18 protein-coding genes are annotated in these 17287 nt (G+C 67.0%); 11 read left to right on the plus strand and 7 right to left on the minus strand.

Translation table 11 applies throughout. From position 1 onward, the window contains the following. Positions 1-39: 39 nt before the first annotated feature. From ACM0PK_RS00765 to ACM0PK_RS00780, 4 genes are all read right to left on the minus strand, one after another. Positions 40-3096 (minus strand): TonB-dependent receptor, encoded by a 3057-nt coding sequence (locus tag ACM0PK_RS00765; RefSeq protein WP_049414530.1) that lies wholly within the window; start codon positions 3094-3096, stop codon positions 40-42. Positions 3097-3174: 78 nt separating this feature from the next. Continuing rightward, a complete protein-coding gene (locus ACM0PK_RS00770) occupies positions 3175-4212 on the minus strand; it encodes a LacI family DNA-binding transcriptional regulator (RefSeq protein ID WP_005417630.1) in 1038 nt (345 codons plus the stop codon). Positions 4213-4360: 148 nt separating this feature from the next. After that, positions 4361-4636 carry a BolA family protein gene (locus tag ACM0PK_RS00775; RefSeq protein WP_111200744.1) on the minus strand — a complete coding sequence of 92 codons (276 nt, stop codon included), beginning with the start codon at positions 4634-4636 and terminating at the stop codon, positions 4361-4363. Continuing rightward, the gene (locus ACM0PK_RS00780) at positions 4633-4932 is read right to left on the minus strand and encodes a YciI family protein (protein WP_005417634.1); all 300 of its coding nucleotides are present in this window, start codon (positions 4930-4932) and stop codon (positions 4633-4635) included. The genes ACM0PK_RS00775 and ACM0PK_RS00780 overlap by 4 nt, the downstream gene beginning before the upstream one ends. A gap of 374 nt (positions 4933-5306) precedes the next feature. On the opposite strand from ACM0PK_RS00780, the gene ACM0PK_RS00785 reads away from it, so the two are divergent. From ACM0PK_RS00785 to ACM0PK_RS00800, 4 genes are all read left to right on the plus strand, one after another. Beyond that, on the plus strand, positions 5307-6212 hold the full coding sequence (locus tag ACM0PK_RS00785) for a segregation and condensation protein A (RefSeq protein WP_005417635.1): 906 nt from the start codon (positions 5307-5309) through the stop codon (positions 6210-6212). Positions 6213-6225: 13 nt separating this feature from the next. Beyond that, a complete protein-coding gene (scpB, locus tag ACM0PK_RS00790; RefSeq protein ID WP_053497859.1) occupies positions 6226-7101 on the plus strand; it encodes an SMC-Scp complex subunit ScpB in 876 nt (291 codons plus the stop codon). After that, the gene (locus ACM0PK_RS00795) at positions 7094-8716 is read left to right on the plus strand and encodes a pseudouridine synthase (protein ID WP_414608016.1); all 1623 of its coding nucleotides are present in this window, start codon (positions 7094-7096) and stop codon (positions 8714-8716) included. The genes scpB and ACM0PK_RS00795 overlap by 8 nt, the downstream gene beginning before the upstream one ends. A 209-nt stretch (positions 8717-8925) precedes the next feature. Then, positions 8926-9168 carry a hypothetical protein gene (locus ACM0PK_RS00800; RefSeq protein WP_005417638.1) on the plus strand — a complete coding sequence of 81 codons (243 nt, stop codon included), beginning with the start codon at positions 8926-8928 and terminating at the stop codon, positions 9166-9168. A gap of 86 nt (positions 9169-9254) precedes the next feature. Here ACM0PK_RS00800 and ACM0PK_RS00805 read toward each other — a convergent pair whose 3' ends face one another. The 3 genes from ACM0PK_RS00805 to ACM0PK_RS00815 form a co-directional block, all read right to left on the minus strand. Beyond that, a complete protein-coding gene (locus ACM0PK_RS00805) occupies positions 9255-9689 on the minus strand; it encodes a hypothetical protein (RefSeq protein ID WP_414608017.1) in 435 nt (144 codons plus the stop codon). Positions 9690-9792: 103 nt separating this feature from the next. Further along, the gene (locus tag ACM0PK_RS00810; RefSeq protein WP_414608018.1) at positions 9793-10599 is read right to left on the minus strand and encodes an amidohydrolase; all 807 of its coding nucleotides are present in this window, start codon (positions 10597-10599) and stop codon (positions 9793-9795) included. Positions 10600-10613: 14 nt separating this feature from the next. Beyond that, positions 10614-11762 (minus strand): pyridoxal phosphate-dependent aminotransferase, encoded by a 1149-nt coding sequence (locus ACM0PK_RS00815; protein ID WP_065186054.1) that lies wholly within the window; start codon positions 11760-11762, stop codon positions 10614-10616. A gap of 103 nt (positions 11763-11865) precedes the next feature. Here ACM0PK_RS00815 and ccmA point away from each other — a divergent pair, with 103 nt between their 5' ends. From ccmA to ACM0PK_RS00850, 7 genes are read left to right on the plus strand one after another with little or no spacing between them, the layout of a single operon-like run. After that, the gene (gene ccmA, locus ACM0PK_RS00820) at positions 11866-12588 is read left to right on the plus strand and encodes a heme ABC exporter ATP-binding protein CcmA (RefSeq protein ID WP_414608019.1); all 723 of its coding nucleotides are present in this window, start codon (positions 11866-11868) and stop codon (positions 12586-12588) included. Next, positions 12585-13280, plus strand: coding sequence for a heme exporter protein CcmB (gene ccmB / locus ACM0PK_RS00825; RefSeq protein ID WP_006456616.1), 696 nt, complete (start codon positions 12585-12587; stop codon positions 13278-13280). The genes ccmA and ccmB overlap by 4 nt, the downstream gene beginning before the upstream one ends. 43 nt (positions 13281-13323) lie before the next feature. Beyond that, on the plus strand, positions 13324-14094 hold the full coding sequence (ccmC, locus tag ACM0PK_RS00830) for a heme ABC transporter permease CcmC (RefSeq protein ID WP_414608020.1): 771 nt from the start codon (positions 13324-13326) through the stop codon (positions 14092-14094). Then, entirely contained in the window at positions 14091-14279 is a 189-nt protein-coding gene (locus ACM0PK_RS00835; protein ID WP_005417652.1) for a heme exporter protein CcmD, read from the plus strand. The genes ccmC and ACM0PK_RS00835 overlap by 4 nt, the downstream gene beginning before the upstream one ends. Continuing rightward, a complete protein-coding gene (ccmE, locus tag ACM0PK_RS00840) occupies positions 14276-14737 on the plus strand; it encodes a cytochrome c maturation protein CcmE (RefSeq protein WP_414608021.1) in 462 nt (153 codons plus the stop codon). The genes ACM0PK_RS00835 and ccmE overlap by 4 nt, the downstream gene beginning before the upstream one ends. Beyond that, positions 14738-16657 (plus strand): heme lyase CcmF/NrfE family subunit, encoded by a 1920-nt coding sequence (locus tag ACM0PK_RS00845; protein ID WP_414608022.1) that lies wholly within the window; start codon positions 14738-14740, stop codon positions 16655-16657. Positions 16658-16665: 8 nt separating this feature from the next. Beyond that, positions 16666-17283, plus strand: coding sequence for a DsbE family thiol:disulfide interchange protein (locus ACM0PK_RS00850; protein ID WP_134969229.1), 618 nt, complete (start codon positions 16666-16668; stop codon positions 17281-17283). Positions 17284-17287 lie beyond the last annotated feature (4 nt).

A 17287-nucleotide genomic window follows, 5' to 3' on the forward strand; every position in this document is an offset into this window, starting at 1 on the left:
CGGACCGGCGGCATCGGATACAGCAACAGGCGGCGCCGCTTAGAAGCGGAAGCCCACTTCGGCCTTGACCTGGCGCGGAGTGCCGATGATGTCGCCGGTCTCGTTGTAGCTGGCCTGCAGCTTGCCGTTGGTCTTGACGTAGTTGTAGGTGGAGAAGTTGTCGAAGTTGAACACGTTGATGATGTCCAGGCGGGCGTACAGCTCGGTGTTGCCCGCCAGCTTGAACGTCTTCGTCGCCTGCAGGTCGACCGAACGGTAGCCGAAGATCTTGCCACCCACCAGGAACTTGCCGGTTGCGTTGGGCACGGCCGCCTGCGGGGTCGGCAGGGTGTAGCCGCTGGCCTGCATCACCGGGTACCAGTCGTTGACGGCGGTCGGGGTGGCCAGGGTGATCTTGCCGCCGAAGGTGATGCCCCAGAAGCCCGCGTACGAACCGGTCACCACCAGGCGGTGGCGCGGTGCGCCGTTGGAGCGGATGGTCGGGTAGTCACCGATCAGACCGCGATCAAAGGCGTACTTCTCGTTGATGTCGCGGTTGTGGCGCGCGGTGGTCCAGGTATAGGCGATCGAGGTGCCCCAGCCGCTTTCCTTGGTGAACGGCTTCTGCGCCGACAGCAGGACCTGGGTGGCACGGGTCTTGATGCCCTGCTGGCCGATGATCAGGCTGCCGAAGCCCGGTACGTTGCAGCTCCAGGCCTGGCTCAGGCCCGGGGAGGTGCCACCGCACAGGCGCGGATCATCGAAGAACTGGCCGGTCGGATAACGGTTGCCCAAGGTGAAGGCGAAGCCGTCGTAGCTCAGGGTACGTGCGATGGTGGCGTCGGTCAGCCAGTCGCCGATCTGGTTGCTCATGCCCAGGCTGAACTGGTCCGAGTACGGCGCCTTCAGCTTGTTGTTCAGCAGGTCCACTTCCAGGCCGGCATTGCTGGTCGCGCCGACCAGTGCCTGCAGGTTGCCGATGCCGTTGAGCAGGTTCGGGTTCCAGTCATAGCAGGCAGCCTGGCCGTTGATGCAGGCGCCGGTGGCCGGGTTGCGGAAGTAGATGGTCGGCTGCGGCAGGGCCAGCTTGGTGGTTTCCAGCTGCAGGTTGTCGAACAGGTCGCGGTCGTAGGAACGACCAGCACCACCATGGATCACGTGCTGCTCGTCGGCATTGATGTCATACGAGAAGCCCAGGCGCGGCTGCCAGGCATCCTTGAATGCCTTGCGGTTGTGACCGTTGCTGATGTAGTCGCTGATGTCCAGGCCGCCCAGTGCCAGCGAATCGGCATAGGTCTGGCCGGCGGGAGCGCGCGGATCCTGCGAATAGATGGCGTCGACCACCTGCTGCGGGGTCACGAAGTCCAGGTAGGACGGGGTCTTTTCGTAGTCCCAGCGCAGGCCGATGTTCAGCTGCAGGTGATCGTTGACCTGCCAGTCGTCCTGGATGAACACGCCGTACTGCTTGGACTTCGAACGCACTTCGCCGGACACGCCGGTCACGCCGGTCACCGGCTTGACGAACTGCGCCTTGTACGGAATGGAATCGGGGAAGTCCGGATCGCCCAGCGAGTAGGTGAAGGTCGGATTGATCTGCGCCGCATCGGATGCGTACAGGTCGATCTGCTTGTACTTCACGCCCATCTTGATGGTGTGGTCACCGGCCCACTGGATGCCATCCAGGGTCAGGTTGTCTTCGATCGACCAGCCCTTCTGGCCCTTCACCTGCGAATCCAGTGCCGAGGCGCCACCGATCTTCACGATGGTGCGGTCTTCGGGGCCGTCCGGTGCGGTGTAGGTGATGCCGTTGGCCAGCGTCAGCGGCGTCGGGTTGTTGAACGAATCCTCGTGGGTGACCATCAACTCGTTGTAGTAGCGCTCACCGCTGTGGTTCCAGCGCAGGGCGTAACGACGGTCGGTGTTGACCACTTCACGGCCGGCTTCCGGCGAGGTCTGGCCACTGAACTGCGACTGGGTTTCGTCGCGGTCCTGGAAGGTCAGCTCGATGCGATCGTTGTCGGTCGGCTCGAAGTCGATCTTGCCGAAGATCAGGTCCTGCTGGAACGGCTGGCTGGCCGGGCCAAGGCCGGCGGCGCCGGCCGGCGGCAGCAGGCCGGCAGCGCCGGTGACCGCGCCATCCGGCGCGATGGTGACCGGCAGGTCGAAGCGCTTGGCTTCGTAGGTCACGAAGAAGTGCGCCTTGTCCTGGATGATCGGGCCGCCCAGGGCGAAGCCGTATTCCTTCTCGGCCGAGACCATCTTCTCCTTGCCACCCTGGCGCTCGGCCGGGGTCTTGGCACGCATGTCTTCATCGGTGTAGCGGTAGAACGCCTCACCCTTGAACTCATTGGTGCCGGACTTGGTCGCAGCCGTCACGGCGGCGCTCGACACCTGGCCATACTCGGCCTTGTAGTTGCCGCTGATGACCTTGTATTCGCCGATGGCCAGCTGCGGGAACGGGTTACCGGCGCTGCCGGACTGGCCGGCCACGCCGCCGCCCTTGACGTAGCTCTTCTGGCCGACGCCGTCGATGTAGACGTTGGTGCCATCTGCATTGGTTGCGCCGCCGCGCAGCGAGGTGTTGCCCTTGGCATCGCGGGTGAAGATCAGGCCCGGCACCGCGTCGGCGAACTCCAGGAAGTTGCGCGACACCTGCGGGGTGGTCTGGATCTGCTGCAGGCTGACGGTCTTGCCAACTTCGGAGGTGCGCACTTCCTGCAGCAGGGTCGGCGCAACAACGTTGACGGTGTCCAGGTTGGTGGCCGCGGTCGAGCCCGGGGTGCTGCTGGCTGCGCCAGCGAAGTTCAGCGTCGCGGTCGAAGCCACGGTGACGGTGACCTTCTGGGTCTGGCCGTTGGCGACCACGTTGTACGTGCCCGGATCCAGGCCCATCAGCGAGTAGCTGCCGTCGGCGCGGATGGTGCCACGGCGGACGGTACCGGTGGCCACGTTGGTGGCGGTCACTTCGGTGCCGGCCTGGGCACCGGCAACCTGGCCGCGCAGGCTGGCGTTGGCCGACTGCGCCATGACGTTCGGGGCGGCAGCCAGCATCAGGCAGCTGACCAGAGCGGTGCTCAGCAGCCGGCGCGCCGGCATGCGGAAGGTGGTATGCATCATCAACTCAATCTCCGGGTGGCGGTAACCGCTTGCGCGGTCCCTGCGATCAGTCAAAAAAAAGAAGAAACGCCTCTGGCTTCAACGGCCGGATGGCGGAGTGGTGGAATCGCGAACAATCAAGCGGGGAACCAGGGTCTGCTTGTCCCCTGCCCCATCCGTGGAGGTGCCGTCCATCAACTGCATCAGACGCGTCATGGCCCGGTCGCCGAGCTCGGCGATGCTGACCTGCATGGTGGTCAGCGACGGGTGGACGAAACGCGCCAGTGGAATGTCATCGAAACCCGCCAGGGCCACATCGGCCGGCACACGGACCCCTGCCTGCGTGAACGCATACAGGCAGCCCAGGGCCATCATGTCGTTGGCGGCGAATACGGCATCGGGCAGCGCTCCGGCTGCCAGCAACTCCTGACCGGCACGATGGCCGGAAGCTTCGTCGAAATCACCGGGCAACTCGATGCCTTCGGCGCCACCGCCAGAAGCCGCCAGCGCGTCACGGAAGCCGCGCAGGCGCTCGCGCGCGTCGAAGTTGAGGTCCGGACCAGAAATGAAGGCAATGCGGCGGTGGCCGGCATCCAGCAGGTGGCGGGTCATCGCCATTGCGCCGGCGTGGTCGTCGATGCTCAGCACCGGGTGGTCCTGGCCGGGCAGATAGGTGTTGATCAACACCGTCGGCAACGACTGCGGCAGGTTGTCGGTCAGGAAGCCCGGGCTCTCGGCATAGGGCGAAAGCACCAGCAGGCCGTCGACGCGGCCGCGCATGGCACGCAGGGCGGCGCCCTGCTGTTCCTGGTCACCGTGGTAGCTGGACACCAGCAGGTGCTGGCGGCGGTTGCGGGCCACGCCGTCAATGCCGCGCATCAGCTCGGAGAAGAATTCGCCGTACAGGTCAGGCAGCACCACGCCCACCGTATTGGTGCGGCGGCTGCTCAGGCTGCGGGCGGCGGCGTGCGGGGTGTAACGCAGCCGTGCGGCCACCTCCAGCACAAGCTGGCGGACCGGTTCGGCGACATTTTCATGCCCGTTGAGCGCGCGGGAAACCGTGGCCACGGAGACCCGGGCTTCGCGTGCGACGTCTTTGATTGTGATAGCTGCCTTGTTCACGAAGCCGCCCTCCACGGCTTGGACCTACCAGCATTGGCGCGGAATGTAAGCGTTTCCATCCAGGCTTGTAAACAGTCCGTTAGGCGAATGTCCCGAAATGGACATGAAAACCTGTCCGTGGCGAGGCCATGAAGGACCCGCCAGGACAGCGTGGGACAAGGGCTCAGCCCTGTTCTGACGGGGTCTGCGCGCGGATGGACAACGCGTGGATATCGGTCTCCATCATCGACCCCAGCGCGGCATAGACCGCGCGGTGCCGGGCAAGCGGCCCCAGCCCGGCGAAGCGCTCACTGACCACATGCACGTTGAAATGGCCGCGCCCGTCGCGCGCACCGGCATGGCCGGCGTGACGATGGCTGTCGTCCTCGATCACCAGCACGCTCGGCGCCAGCGCCTGCTGCAGCGCATCACGGATCCGCTCGATCCGTTCCGCGTTCACGGCAGCACCTTGCGGAACGGGCGGACCTGCACGCGGGTGTAGACGCCTGCAGCCACGTACGGGTCGGCATCGGCCCAGGCCTGGGCCTGCGGCAGCGACTCGAACTGCGCGATCACCACCGAACCGCTGAAACCGGCCGGGCCCGGGTCTTCACTGTCCACCGCCGGGCACGGCCCGGCCAGCAGCAGGCGTCCCGCGTCGCGCAGCGCATGCAGCCGCGCCAGATGCTCCGGCCGCGCCTGCAGCCGCTGCGCCAGCACATCCTGGCCGTCATACCCTTCGATCACATACCACACCGGCATTTCCTCGCTCGCGTTGTCGGGTCCGCCGATTCTAGCCAATGCAGCCCCTGCCCCGGTCCGGCTGGACACTGGCGCAGCAAAGGCTTACCCTAGACTCCATTGCACGTGGCTGGATGCAGCAGCCCGTCGGATTCTGCGGCCACGCAGCCCCCGACGACAGATCCGCTGCTTCAAACCGGACCACCTGGCCGGGCCACGTAGACGACCTCCCCGTAGTTCTGTCGCTGCCGTTTACTGCGGCGCGTCCTGCTGTTTGATATGTGTGGAATCGCGCCGATCCCGGCGTGTCTGGTGCCCTGGGGCTCCGTGGCGTTGGCCCGGCGAACCCGGTGCCGCGACTGGTCCGTTGCAATCCTGATGTCCATTAGATGACTTCCGAACTCGCGCTCGACGCGAACCCGCCAACCCGGCCGCCCGCCCCCCAGCAGCAGGAAATGCCGCTGGCCGTGGTGCATGGGCAACCGGTCCTGCAGATCCCGCAGGACCTGTACATCCCGCCGGACGCGCTGGAAGTCATCCTGGACGCTTTCGAAGGCCCGCTGGACCTGCTGCTGTACCTGATCCGCCGCCAGAACCTGGATGTGCTGGACATTCCCGTGGCCGAAATCACCCGGCAGTACGTGGAATACATCACCGTGATGCGCGAGCTGCGCTTCGAGCTGGCGGCCGAGTACCTGGTGATGGCCGCGATCCTGGCCGAGGTGAAGTCGCGGATGCTGCTGCCGCGCCCGGTCAGCGAGGAAGGCGATGAGGCCGACCCGCGCGCCGAGCTGGTGCGCCGGCTGCAGGAGTACGAACGTTTCAAGCAGGCCGCCGAGGACATCGACGCCCTGCCCCGCCAGGACCGCGACACCACGGTGGCGCATGCCTTCATGCCCGAGCGCGCCACGGTGAAGCTGCCGCCGCCGGTGGACCTGAAGGAAATGCTGCTGGCCCTGCACGACGTGCTCAAGCGCGCCGAGCTGTTCAGCGGCCACGCCATCAAGCGCGAAGCACTGAGCGTGCGGCAACGCATGGGCGAAGTACTGGGACGCCTGGAAGACGGCAAGTTCTATCGTTTTGAAGGGCTGTTCACCGCCGAAGAAGGCAAGCTGGGCGTGCTGGTCACGTTCCTGGCGGTGCTGGAACTGGCCAAGGAACAGTTGCTGGACATCGTTCAGGAAGAACCGCTGGCGCCGATCTACGTGAAGTCGCTGGCCGCTGGAAACACCAACGCGCCGCTGCAGTTCAGCAGCGAGTTTGACGACAACGACGCCGCCAATGCCAACGAGTGAGCGCTGACTGCCGATGGATCAATCGCTGATCGACCGCATTGTCGAGGGTGCCCTGCTGGCCTCCAGCCAGCCACTCACCCTGGCCCAGCTGAAGGACCTGTTTCCGGAAGAGGAACCGGCACCGCCGGGCAGCATCGAACGTGCGCTGGAGCGCCTGCGCGAGGCCTGCGAAGGTCGTGGCGTGGAACTGGTCGAGGTCGCCTCCGGCTTCCGCTACCAAGTCACCAGCGAAGTACATGGCTGGATCAGCCGGCTGTGGACCGAACGCAAGACCCGCTACACCCGCGCCACCCTGGAAACCCTGGCGCTGATCGCCTACCGGCAGCCGATCACCCGCGGCGAGATCGAGCAGGTGCGCGGCGTGGCGGTCAGCAGCAACATCATCCAGGCGCTGGAAGAACGCGAATGGATCCGCGTGGTCGGCCACCGCGACGTGCCCGGCAAGCCGGCGCTGTTCGGCACCACCAAGGGCTTCCTGGACTACTTCGGGCTGAAGCGACTGGACGAACTGCCGCCGCTGTCGGAACTGAAGGACCTGGGCGAGCTGGAACCGCAGCTGGCCCTGGACCGTGATGCACCGGCCGTGGCCGGTGCCGAGGGTCCGGACATCTCGGCCAGCGCCGATGGCGTTGCCGCGAACGATGACGCCGGCCTGGCCGGCAGTGACACCCCCGATTCCGCCAATGCAGCCCCTGCATCGGCCTCCGATGAGCAAGCACCTTCGCCCCTCGATGATGGGCACCCCGATTCCGCGCCGGGCGAGCGCGCGGTGCCAGTGAACGAACGCGAAGACAACGCCGTCGCGATGACGACCGTGGCTGTTGACCAAGCCGATTCCGAACCAGAGGCCGACCTCGAAACCGTCGGCCGGAGCAAAACTGATGAGTGACACCCCCCGTAACAAGCTCTCGCTGAAGCGCGAAGCCACCTCCGAACAGTTCAAGCTGGAAGAGCGCCTGCACAAGGTGCTGGCCCAGGCCGGCCTCGGCTCGCGCCGCGCGCTGGAACAGCGCATCGCCGAAGGCCTGGTCAAGGTCAACGGTGAAGTCGCGCAGACCGGCATGTCGGTCAAGAGCGGCGACAGGATCGAACTGGATGGCCGTGGCTTCGTCGCCACTGCCCTGGCCGAGCCGTCGCGCGTGCTGGTCTACAACAAGCCGGAAGGCCAGGTGACCACCCGCGAAGATCCCGAAGGCCGCCCGACCGTGTTCGAGTCGCTGCCGCCGCTGAAGGGCGCGCGCTGGATCGCCATCGGCCGCCTGGACATCAACACCACCGGCCTGCTGCTGGCCACCACCGACGGTGAGCTGGCCAACGCCATGATGCACCCGTCGTTCGAGGTCGAGCGCGAGTACGTGGTGCGCGTGCGTGCACCGGAAGGCGAGGAAAAGGTCTCCGACGCCATCGTCGACCGCCTCAGCCGTGGCGTCGCACTGGAAGACGGTCCGGCCAAGTTCGATGAGATCGAACGCATCGGCGGCACCGATTCTCACGACTGGTTCCGCGTCGTGGTGAAGGAAGGCCGCAACCGCGAAGTGCGCCGCCTGTGGGAATCGCAGGGCTGCCAGGTCAGCCGCCTGAAGCGCACCCGCTATGGCAAGGTGAGCCTGCCGCGCGAACTGGCCCGTGGCCATTCGGTGGAACTGGGCACCGCTCAGGTGGAAGCGCTGCGCGCGCAGCTGAAGCTGGAAGAAGGCGCTCCGTCGGCATTGACGCTGCAGCCGGTGATCGGCCAGCGCCGCGCCGCAAAGACCACTGTGCGCGTGCGCGAAGGTGGCCGCGGCAATGCCTATGTCAATGGCCACAACACCGCTGACGAAGGTCGCGAGCTGCGCCGTTTCGACAACGTCCGCGAAGACCGCGGCCGTGGTCGCGGCGGCAAGGGTGGCGGCTTCAAGGGCGGCCTGACGGTCAGCGGTGAAGCAGCGGCCAAGCAGTCGCAGAAGCCGTTCAAGCAGCGCGCGCCGAAGAATGACCGTTCGCTGCCGGAAGGCAATCCGGCCGCGTTCCGCACCTGGTACGTGCCCGATGGCGTGAGCACTGGCCCGAGCGGGCACCGCAATGCCGGCCCGGGCGCACGTGGCCCGGGTGCCCGTGGACCGGGCGCGGGCGGCCAGGGCCGTCCGTACGGCAAGCCGAAGGGCCCGGGCGCCGCCGGCGGCCAGGGCCGTGGCGGTTTCGGTGGTGAAGGCCGTGGCGGCGCAGGCGGCCAGGGTCGTCCGGCCGGTGCCGGCAACCGCTCGCAGGGCCAGGGCAACAAGCACCCGTACGGTCATCCGGGCAACGCCCCGAGCTTCCCGTCCGACCATGCAACCCCGGGTTTCAACCCGTATGGCAGCCCGAAGCCGGCACAGGGCGCCCGTCCGGGCGGTCGTGGTCCGGGTGGTGGTGGCAACCGTGGCCCGGGCGGTAACCGTGGTCCCGGCGGTCCGGGGGGCAACCGTGGCCCCGGTGGCAACCGCGGTCCCGGCGGCCCGCGCCGTAGCGGCCCGCGCGGCGGCTGATCGGCAGCCACGTTGAAATGAAAAACCCCGGCGCAGGCCGGGGTTTTTCTTTGTCTGGTGGGTCGATCCGTTGGCAGATCCACGCCATGCGCGGATGAAAAGCGTGAGCTAGGAATTCTTTGAAAACGTGCAATTAGTGCCATAGGTCGACGCGAGCAACGCGATGAACGCCTATCGTGAACCCTCACCCGCAACATGAGGCATTGACGATGGCGTGGTACACCGAAGCGGCGCACCTGCAGGCAGAGAAGGTCACACAGGTATGGACTGACACGCATGGCCCGGCCGAGAAGGTCCAGGCGTCAGGCATCTATCGGTGCAAGGGCTGCAAGCGCGAAGTGACGTGCAACAAGAACGATCCATTCCCGCCCCAATCCCATCACCAGCACGCGCCCCACGAGGGCGACATCCGCTGGAAGCTGATCGTGCGCACCAACACCGACGGCATCTGATACAAAAAGGGGACGGAGGGGATTAAGTCGTTTTTGCCTCAAAGGGGCGAAAGCGACTTAATCCCCTCCGTCCCCTTTTTTTGGGATCAGCGCCGGCTGATGGTGAAGGCGGCGCCGTCCACGCCCAGATCCCAGCCCTTGCCGGTACCGGACAGGGCCAGCGAGATGTCACCCTTGGTCATCACCTGCGCGTTGCTGGACTTCACGGCACCCGCATGCGCACCCACCGAGGCGTAGGTGCCCAGCAGTTCGTTGACGCTGACGGCGCCAGTGAAGCTGCCACGGCCATTGGTGATCTTCGACTTGCCCACGGTCAGGCCGCCGCCCTTCACTTCGATACGTACCGGCATGCTGGCGCCATTGCTGCAGGCGACGGTGCCGTTGCCGGAGGCGGTCTTGTAGATCAGCGACCAGCCGGACAGGTTGTAGCGCAGCTGGCAATCGAGATTGCCGGCGGCGTGCGCGGCCGGGGCCAGCGTCGCAGTAGACAGGGCCAGCAGCAGGGCGAAGGGCTTGTTCATGGCAGGACTTCCAGTTCGGTCGGACTGCCGGCGAATCTAGCAGCGCGCGCGTGCACGTTGGATGCAGGCGCGCGCGCTGGTGCGGCGCTGTTCAGGCCGCGGCTCAGGCCTGTTCGTCCAGGTGGAAGGCATCGGCATCGAGCATCGCCGGGAAACGCGCGCGATGCGCGGCCAAGGCATCGGCCGAGATGGTGGTGGTCACCACCTGTTCGCGTTCGCGGATCTCCACCTGCGGCTGGCCGAGGAAGTCGATCACCGCGCTGTCGCCGGCGTAGTGCAGCTGGTTGCCGTCCACGCCGACGCGGTTTACCGCCGCCACGAAGCACAGGTTCTCGATCGCGCGCGCGCGCAGCAAGGTCTTCCATGCATAGGCGCGCGCCGACGGCCAGTTGGCCACGAAGATCTGCAGATCGAAGTCCAGCTGCTGCGGACGCTCGACGTTGTAGCGGTTGCGGCAGAACACCGGGAAGCGCAGGTCGTAGCAGACCTGCGGATTGATCCGCCAGCCCTTCCATTCCACGCTCAGGCGCTCACGGCCGGCGGCATAACGCTCGTGCTCGCCGCCGTAGCGGAACAGGTGGCGCTTGTCGTAGTACTGCAGGTCGCCATCGGGCATGGCGAACAGCAGGCGGTTGTAGACGCCCTCGCCGTCGCGCAGCTGCACGCTGCCGATCACCGCGGCATTCAAGGCCTTGGCCTGCTCGCGTACCCAGGCCACGGTCGGGCCGTCCATGCCTTCGGCCTGGGCAATGGCCTCGTTGGAGAAACCACTGGTGAAGGTCTCCGGCAGGATCACCAGGTCGGTGGTGCCGGCCAGCGGCGCCAGCAGCGCGGCATAGTAGGCACGGTTGCCGGCCGGGTCGTGCCAGCGGGTGTCGCCCTGGACGAGGGAAATGCGCAGGTCCTGCATGTCTACGGCTCCGCTCACAGCAGGCGCAGGCGTTCGATCGCCGCGTCCATGGTCGCTTCGTTCTTGGCGAAGCACAGGCGCACCAGGCGCTGGCCGGCCGGAGGAGTCTCGTAGAACGGCGACAGCGGGATGGCGGTCACGCCCTTCTCGATGGTCAGCCACTTCACGAACTCATGATCCGGCAGGTCGCTGATGGCCGAGTAGTCGACCAGCTGGAAGTAGCCGCCCGGTACCGGCAGCGCCTTCAGGCGGGTGCTGGCCAGCTGCTCGCGGAAGCGGTCGCGCTTGGCCTGGTAGAACGCGCCCAGTTCCAGGTGGTGTTCCGGCTCATCGCGGATCATCGCGGCGAAACCGTACTGCGCCGGGCCGAAGCTGGTGAAGGTGTTGTACTGGTGCACCTTGCGGAACTCGGCGGTCAGCGCTGGCGGCGCGATCGCATAGCCGATCTTCCAGCCGGTGCAGTGGTAGGTCTTGCCGAAGCTGGAGATCACGAATGCGCGCTCGCGCAGCTCCGGGTAGCGCAGCGCCGACTCATGGCGACGGCCGTCGTAGATGATGTGCTCATACACTTCATCGGAAATCAGGTAGATCTGCGTGCCGCGCAGCAGTTCGGCCAGCGCCTGCATGTCCTGCGCCGACAGCATCGCGCCGGACGGATTGTGCGGGGTGTTGACGATCAACATGCGGGTGCGCGGGGAGATCGCTGCACGCACGCGATCCCAATCGACGGCGAAGGTCTGCGGATCGAGCGACACATGCACCGCCTTGGCGCCGGCCAGGTCGATCGCCGGCTCGTAGCAATCGTAGGCCGGGTCGAGCACGATCACTTCCTCGCCCGCACGCACCACGGCGTGGATGGCGTTGAAGATCGCCTCGGTGCCGCCGCTGGTGACGGTGATCTCGCTGTCCGCATCCACCTGCGCGCCGTAGCAGTCCAGCGCCTTCTGGGCGATGGCCTGGCGCAGCGGGGCCACGCCGGTCATCGGCGGGTACTGGTTCAGCCCGGCGGCCATCGCCTTGGCAGTCTCATCGATCAGGCGCTGCGGCGCGGAAAAGTCCGGGAAACCCTGGCCCAGGTTGACCGCGCCGTGTTCGGCGGCGAGCTGGGACATCACGGTGAAGATCGTGGTACCGACCTTGGGCAGCTTGGTGGTGGGTTGCATCGGCCTGGAGTCTGGGGGAACGAGGCCCAGAAGTGTACGAAATCCACGCTGCGACTGTGGGTTCAGCCGGTAGCGCCGGGTCATGCCCGGCGGCTCTTTGCATATGCCTTGCGGCCGCCGGGCATGGCCCGGCGCTACCGGGACAGCATTCACCGCTACAATTGCCGCCGCACTCCGGCATGAAGACCTTTGCCCCTTGAACACCCCTGCATTGCTGGCCGCCAGCGGCCTGAGCTTCTCCCGCAATGACGAGCCGGTGTTCGGCCCGCTGGACTTCCATGTGGACGCCGGCGAAGCCCTGCTGGTGCAGGGTGGCAACGGCGCCGGCAAGACCACCCTGCTGCGCGTTCTGGCCGGCCTGGCCCGGCCCGGCGCCGGCCAGGTGCGGATCGACGGCAAGCCCTCCAGCAACGCAGAGCGTGCGCGCTATGTCGCCTATCTCAGCCATCTGCCGGCCCTGAAGCCGGACCTCGGCACGCTGGAAAACCTGCACTTCCTGTGCGGCCTGCACGGCCGCCGTGCGCGGCAGATGCCCGGCAACGCGCTGGCCATCGTCGGCCTGGCCGGTTACGAGGACACTCTGGTACGCCACCTGTCGGCCGGGCAGAAGCGGCGGCTGGCACTGGCGCGCATCTGGCTGTCGCCGGCGCCACTGTGGCTGCTCGACGAACCCTACGCCAACCTCGACCTGGAGGGCATCACCCTGGTCAACCGGATGATTTCGGCGCACCTGCGCGCCGGCGGCGCTGCGCTGGTCACCACCCATGGCGCCTATGCCGCACCGCCGGTACGTACCCGCCAGCTCGACCTCGGCGGTGCCGCATGATCGCGCCGGGTACCGAACCAGGCCTGTGGCAGACCGCAGGCGCCCTGCTCAAGCGCGACCTGCGCCTGCTCTGGCGCCGCCGCGGCGACGCGCTGCAACCGCTGCTGTTCGCGGTGCTGGTGGTGGTGCTGTTCGCGCTGGCCCAGGGCCGCGAACCACAGCTGCTGGCCGCCACCGCCGGTGCAGTGCTGTGGCTGGCCGTGCTGCTGGCGGGACAGCTGTCGCTGGATTCGCTGTTCCGTTCCGACGCCGAGGACGGCTCGCTGGAACAATGGCTGCTGGCGCCGGTGCCGCTGGCCTGGCTGGTACTGGTGCGCGTGCTGCTGCACTGGGCCACCACGGCACTGCCGCTGATCGTGGTCAGCCCGCTGCTGGCCGAAATGCTGCATCTGCCGCATGACCAGCTGCCGATGTTGCTGGCATCGTTGCTGCTGGGCACGCCCTTGCTGAGCCTGATCGGTGGCGTGGTCGCCGCACTGACCGTTGGCATCCGGCGCTCTGGTATTCTCGTGGCGCTGCTGTCGTTGCCGCTGTACGTGCCGGTGCTGGTGTTCGGCGCAGGCAGCCTGGCGGCAGCCGGGCGCGGGCAGGATCCGGTCGGTGCGCTGCTGATGCTGGGCGCCGGCCTGCTGGTCGCGCTGGTGCTGGCGCCGCTGGCCACCGCCGCTGCAATACGTATTTCTCTGAGTTGACCGAGCTGAGAGCCAATCCACCCCTGCTGGATAGCCGCCACGCATGAATCCGATTGTCCGCTGGTTCCACCAACTCGGTTCGCCTCCCACGTTCGACCGTTTCGCTGCCCGCTGGTCGCGGGTGTTCTACCTCGCCGCAGTGCCGGTGCTGCTGGTCGGCATGTGGCAGGCGCTGCTGGTGGTGCCGCCGGAAGCCAAGCAGCTGGACAGCTTCCGCATCCTCTACATCCACGTGCCCAGTGCCTGGATGAGCCTGTTCGTGTTCGCGCTGATGGCGCTGTACGCCGCGATCGCGCTGATCTGGCGGATCAAGGTCTGCGAGATCCTGGCCATGGCCTGCGCGCCGATGGGCGCCGGCTTCACCCTCATCACCCTGCTGACCGGCAGCATCTGGGGCAAGGGCACCTGGGGCACCTGGTGGGACTGGGACCCGCGCATGACCAGCGAACTGGTACTGCTGTTCCTGTACCTGGGCGTGATCGGCCTGTACCACGCCATCGAAGACCGCCGCAGCGCCGCGCGCGCCGCTGGCCTGCTGGCCATTGTAGGTGTCAGCCTGCTGCCGGTGATCCGCTATTCGGTGGACTGGTGGGGTGGCCTGCACCAGCGCCAGTCGATCAGCGTGTTCGGTGAATCGGCGATCAGCAGCGCGATGATCGCGCCGCTGTGGTGGATGGTGATCGGCACCAAGTTCTGGTTCACCGGTTCGGTGCTGGCCAAGGCCCGCGCCGACAATCTCGACCGCGAGGCCGGCAAGGCCTGGGTCGGCGGCCGTGTCGATGCCGCGCGCGCCTCACGGGAGGCCCAGCCATGACCCACCTGCCCTATGTGATCGGCGCCTACGCCGTATTCGTGCTGGTACTCAGCGCCGATGCCCTCGGTTCGTGGCTGCGCCTGCGCGTGGCGCGCCGGCTGGCACTGGCCCGCCAGCAGCGGCAGCAGACCCGCGCTGGCAGGCAGGACGCGGCGACGACGCTGTCGACGGAGCTGGAACGATGACCCCGGTGCAGCGTCGCCGCCTGATGTGGGTGCTGCTGGCCCTGCTCGCCTCCGGCCTGGCCACCGCGCTGGTGGCGATGGCGCTGGAGCGCAACATCGCCTACCTGTACACCCCTTCGGAAGTGCTGCGCGGCGATGTCGATGCACAGTCGCGTTTCCGCTTGGGCGGCATGGTGGTGAAGGGCTCCTTCAACCGCCCGGTGGGCTCGCTTGAGGCGCGCTTCGAGGTGACCGACGGCGATGCACAGCTGGCGGTGACCACCTCGCGGATCCTGCCGGACATGTTCGCCGAAGGCACCGCGGTGGTCGCCAGTGGCCGCCTGCAGGACGGTGTCTTCGTCGCCGACGAAGTGCTGGCCAAGCACGATGAGAAGTACGTGCCGAAGGAAGTGGCCGACAAGATGGGCGATGCCCATCGCAAGCACGACGTGCCGGTGACGGCCCCCGAGGTGCGCTGAGTGCTGCCCGAACTGGGTCAGATCCTGCTGTTGTGTGCGTTGCTGGCCTCGCTGCTGCAGGCCGGCCTGCCGCTGGTCGGTGCGCATCGCAACAATGCGGCATGGATGGCAGTGGCGCGGCCTGCCGCCTTCGCGCAGCTGCTGCTGTTGGCCGGCGCCTTCGCGGTGCTGACCGCCGCGTTCGTGCAGCAGGATTTCTCGGTGCGCTACGTGGCCGAGAACTCCAATTCGCTGCTGCCGCTGATCTACCGCTATTCGGCGGTGTGGGGCGCGCATGAGGGCTCGCTGCTGATGTGGGCGCTGGTGCTGGCATTGTGGACCGGCGCGGTGGCGCTGTTCTCGCGGCACCTGCCGGCACCGGTGCAGGCGCGCGTGCTGGCAGTGATGGGCGTGGTCAGCGTCGGCTTTCTCGCCTTCCTGATCTTCACCTCCAATCCGTTCCTGCGCCTGAACCCGGCGCCGCTGGAAGGCCGCGACCTCAACCCGCTGCTGCAGGACCCAGGGCTGATCATCCATCCGCCGATGCTGTACCTGGGCTACGTAGGCTTCGCGGTGCCCTTCGCATTCGCAGTGGCCGCGCTGCTGGAAGGTCGCGTGGATGCGCGCTGGCTGCGCTGGACGCGGCCGTGGACCAACGTCGCCTGGGGCTTTTTGACCCTGGGCATCGCACTGGGCAGCTGGTGGGCCTACTACGAGCTGGGTTGGGGCGGCTGGTGGTTCTGGGACCCGGTGGAAAATGCCAGCTTCATGCCGTGGCTGGTCGGTGCGGCACTGATCCATTCACAGGCCGTCACCGAAAAACGGGGCACCTTCGGCAGCTGGACCCTGCTGCTGGCGATCGCTGCGTTCGCGCTGTCGCTGCTGGGCACCTTCCTGGTGCGCTCGGGCGTGCTGACCAGCGTGCATTCGTTCGCTGCCGATCCTTCGCGCGGCCTGTTCATCCTGGTGTTCCTGTCGGTGCTGGTCGGCGGCAGCCTGCTGCTGTATGCGCTGCGGGCCAGCCAGCTGAGCGTGGATGCCGATGATCCACGCCGTGGCTTCACCGCGGCCTCGCGCGAGACCCTGCTGCTGGCCAACAACCTGCTGCTGGCCACCGCCTGCGCAATGGTGCTGCTGGGCACGCTGTACCCGCTGCTGGCCGATGCCCTGTCGCTGGGCAAGATCTCGGTCGGCCCGCCCTACTTCGGCAGCCTGTTCCTGCTGCTGATGGCACCGATGATCCTGTTGCTGCCGTTCGGCCCGCTGGTGAAATGGCAGCGTGACCAGCCCTCGCGCGCCTTCGCGCTGCTGGCACCCTGGCTGGGCCTGTCGCTGCTGCTGGGCGCGCTGGCCTGGTGGCAGGCACCGCAGAATGGCTGGAAGGCCGGCATCGGCGTCGCCGCTGCGGCCTGGGTCGCACTCGGCACCGGGCGCTTCGTCTGGCAGCGCCTGCGTGGCAATGGCCGCTTCACCGCCGAAATGCTCGGCATGATCGTCGCCCACGCCGGCATCGCCGTGTTCCTGGCGGGCGCGCTGCTGGTGGAAGCGCTGAACGTGCAACGCGAAGTGGCGCTGGCACCGGGGCAGCAGCTGGTGGTCGGTCGCTACGAAGTCCGCTTCGAAGGCGTGGACCATCGCGAAGGGCCGAATTTCATCGCTGATCGGGGCCACCTGCGGGTGTTCCTCGACGGCCGCGAGCTGGCCCTGCTGCATCCGGAGAAGCGCCAGTACGCCAGTGGCGGCCAGGTGATGACCGAGGCCGGCATCGATGCACGCTTCGACGGTGATGTCTACGTGGCATTGGGCGAGCCGCTGGGCAACAATGCATGGGCGGTCCGGGTGCACATCAAGCCGTTCGTGCGCTGGATCTGGCTGGGCGCGCTGCTGATGGCCCTGGGCGGATTCATCACCGCCGCCGACCGCCGTTTCCGTCGTCCGTAGGAGTTCCCATGTCCGAGTCCCCCGCCCCGCGCCCCTCCCGCCCGCTGCCGCCGGTAGCCATCGTGATCGGCGTGCTGTTCTTCTTCGGCCTGCTCGGGCTGATGATCTACGGGGTGATGAAATCGGGCGACCCGCAGCGCGACGTGCTGCCGTCGGCCCTGATCGACAAGCCGGCGCCGGCGTTCGCGCTGCCGGTATTGCATGACCCGGAAATGATCGTACACAGCGACGAGCTGCGCGGTGCGCCCTATCTGCTGAACGTCTGGGGCAGCTGGTGCGCGGCCTGCCGCGAAGAACATCCGGTGCTGACCCGCTTTGCCGAGAGCAAGCGCGTGCGCGTGATCGGCTACAACTGGAAGGATGATCCGACCGACGCGCTGCACTGGCTGGAACAGCTGGGCAACCCGTTCATGGTGGTGCTCAGTGACGTCGAGGGCCGCACCGCGATCGACTGGGGCGTAACCGCCGCACCGGAGACGTTCCTGGTCGATGGCAGTGGCATCGTGCGCTGGAAGTACAGTGGCGCGATGACCCAGCGCGTGGTCGACGAGAAGCTGATCCCGGCACTGGAGAAGATCGAGAAGGCCCAGGGCAGTGCCGGCAACACCCTGCATACGGCGCCCTGAGCCG

It is taken from the genome of Stenotrophomonas sp. FR010, assembly GCF_047520755.2.
In the GTDB taxonomy this organism is placed as follows: Bacteria; Pseudomonadota; Gammaproteobacteria; order Xanthomonadales; family Xanthomonadaceae; genus Stenotrophomonas; species Stenotrophomonas sepilia.

What these genes read in the sequence shown, in the direction of transcription:
- ccmC (WP_414608020.1), top strand. Translation starts at nt 13,324, where the DNA reads ATGAATCCGATTGTCCGCTGGTTCCACCAACTCGGTTCGCCTCCCACG.
- ACM0PK_RS00850 (WP_134969229.1), top strand. Translation starts at nt 16,666, where the DNA reads ATGTCCGAGTCCCCCGCCCCGCGCCCCTCCCGCCCGCTGCCGCCGGTA.
- ACM0PK_RS00835 (WP_005417652.1), top strand. Translation starts at nt 14,091, where the DNA reads ATGACCCACCTGCCCTATGTGATCGGCGCCTACGCCGTATTCGTGCTG.
- ACM0PK_RS00785 (WP_005417635.1), top strand. Translation starts at nt 5,307, where the DNA reads ATGACTTCCGAACTCGCGCTCGACGCGAACCCGCCAACCCGGCCGCCC.
- scpB (WP_053497859.1), top strand. Translation starts at nt 6,226, where the DNA reads ATGGATCAATCGCTGATCGACCGCATTGTCGAGGGTGCCCTGCTGGCC.
- ccmE (WP_414608021.1), top strand. Translation starts at nt 14,276, where the DNA reads ATGACCCCGGTGCAGCGTCGCCGCCTGATGTGGGTGCTGCTGGCCCTG.
- ACM0PK_RS00810 (WP_414608018.1), bottom strand. Translation starts at nt 10,599, where the DNA reads ATGCAGGACCTGCGCATTTCCCTCGTCCAGGGCGACACCCGCTGGCAC.
- ACM0PK_RS00800 (WP_005417638.1), top strand. Translation starts at nt 8,926, where the DNA reads ATGGCGTGGTACACCGAAGCGGCGCACCTGCAGGCAGAGAAGGTCACA.
- ACM0PK_RS00815 (WP_065186054.1), bottom strand. Translation starts at nt 11,762, where the DNA reads ATGCAACCCACCACCAAGCTGCCCAAGGTCGGTACCACGATCTTCACC.
- ACM0PK_RS00765 (WP_049414530.1), bottom strand. Translation starts at nt 3,096, where the DNA reads ATGATGCATACCACCTTCCGCATGCCGGCGCGCCGGCTGCTGAGCACC.
- ccmB (WP_006456616.1), top strand. Translation starts at nt 12,585, where the DNA reads ATGATCGCGCCGGGTACCGAACCAGGCCTGTGGCAGACCGCAGGCGCC.
- ACM0PK_RS00795 (WP_414608016.1), top strand. Translation starts at nt 7,094, where the DNA reads ATGAGTGACACCCCCCGTAACAAGCTCTCGCTGAAGCGCGAAGCCACC.
- ACM0PK_RS00805 (WP_414608017.1), bottom strand. Translation starts at nt 9,689, where the DNA reads ATGAACAAGCCCTTCGCCCTGCTGCTGGCCCTGTCTACTGCGACGCTG.
- ccmA (WP_414608019.1), top strand. Translation starts at nt 11,866, where the DNA reads ATGCCTTGCGGCCGCCGGGCATGGCCCGGCGCTACCGGGACAGCATTC.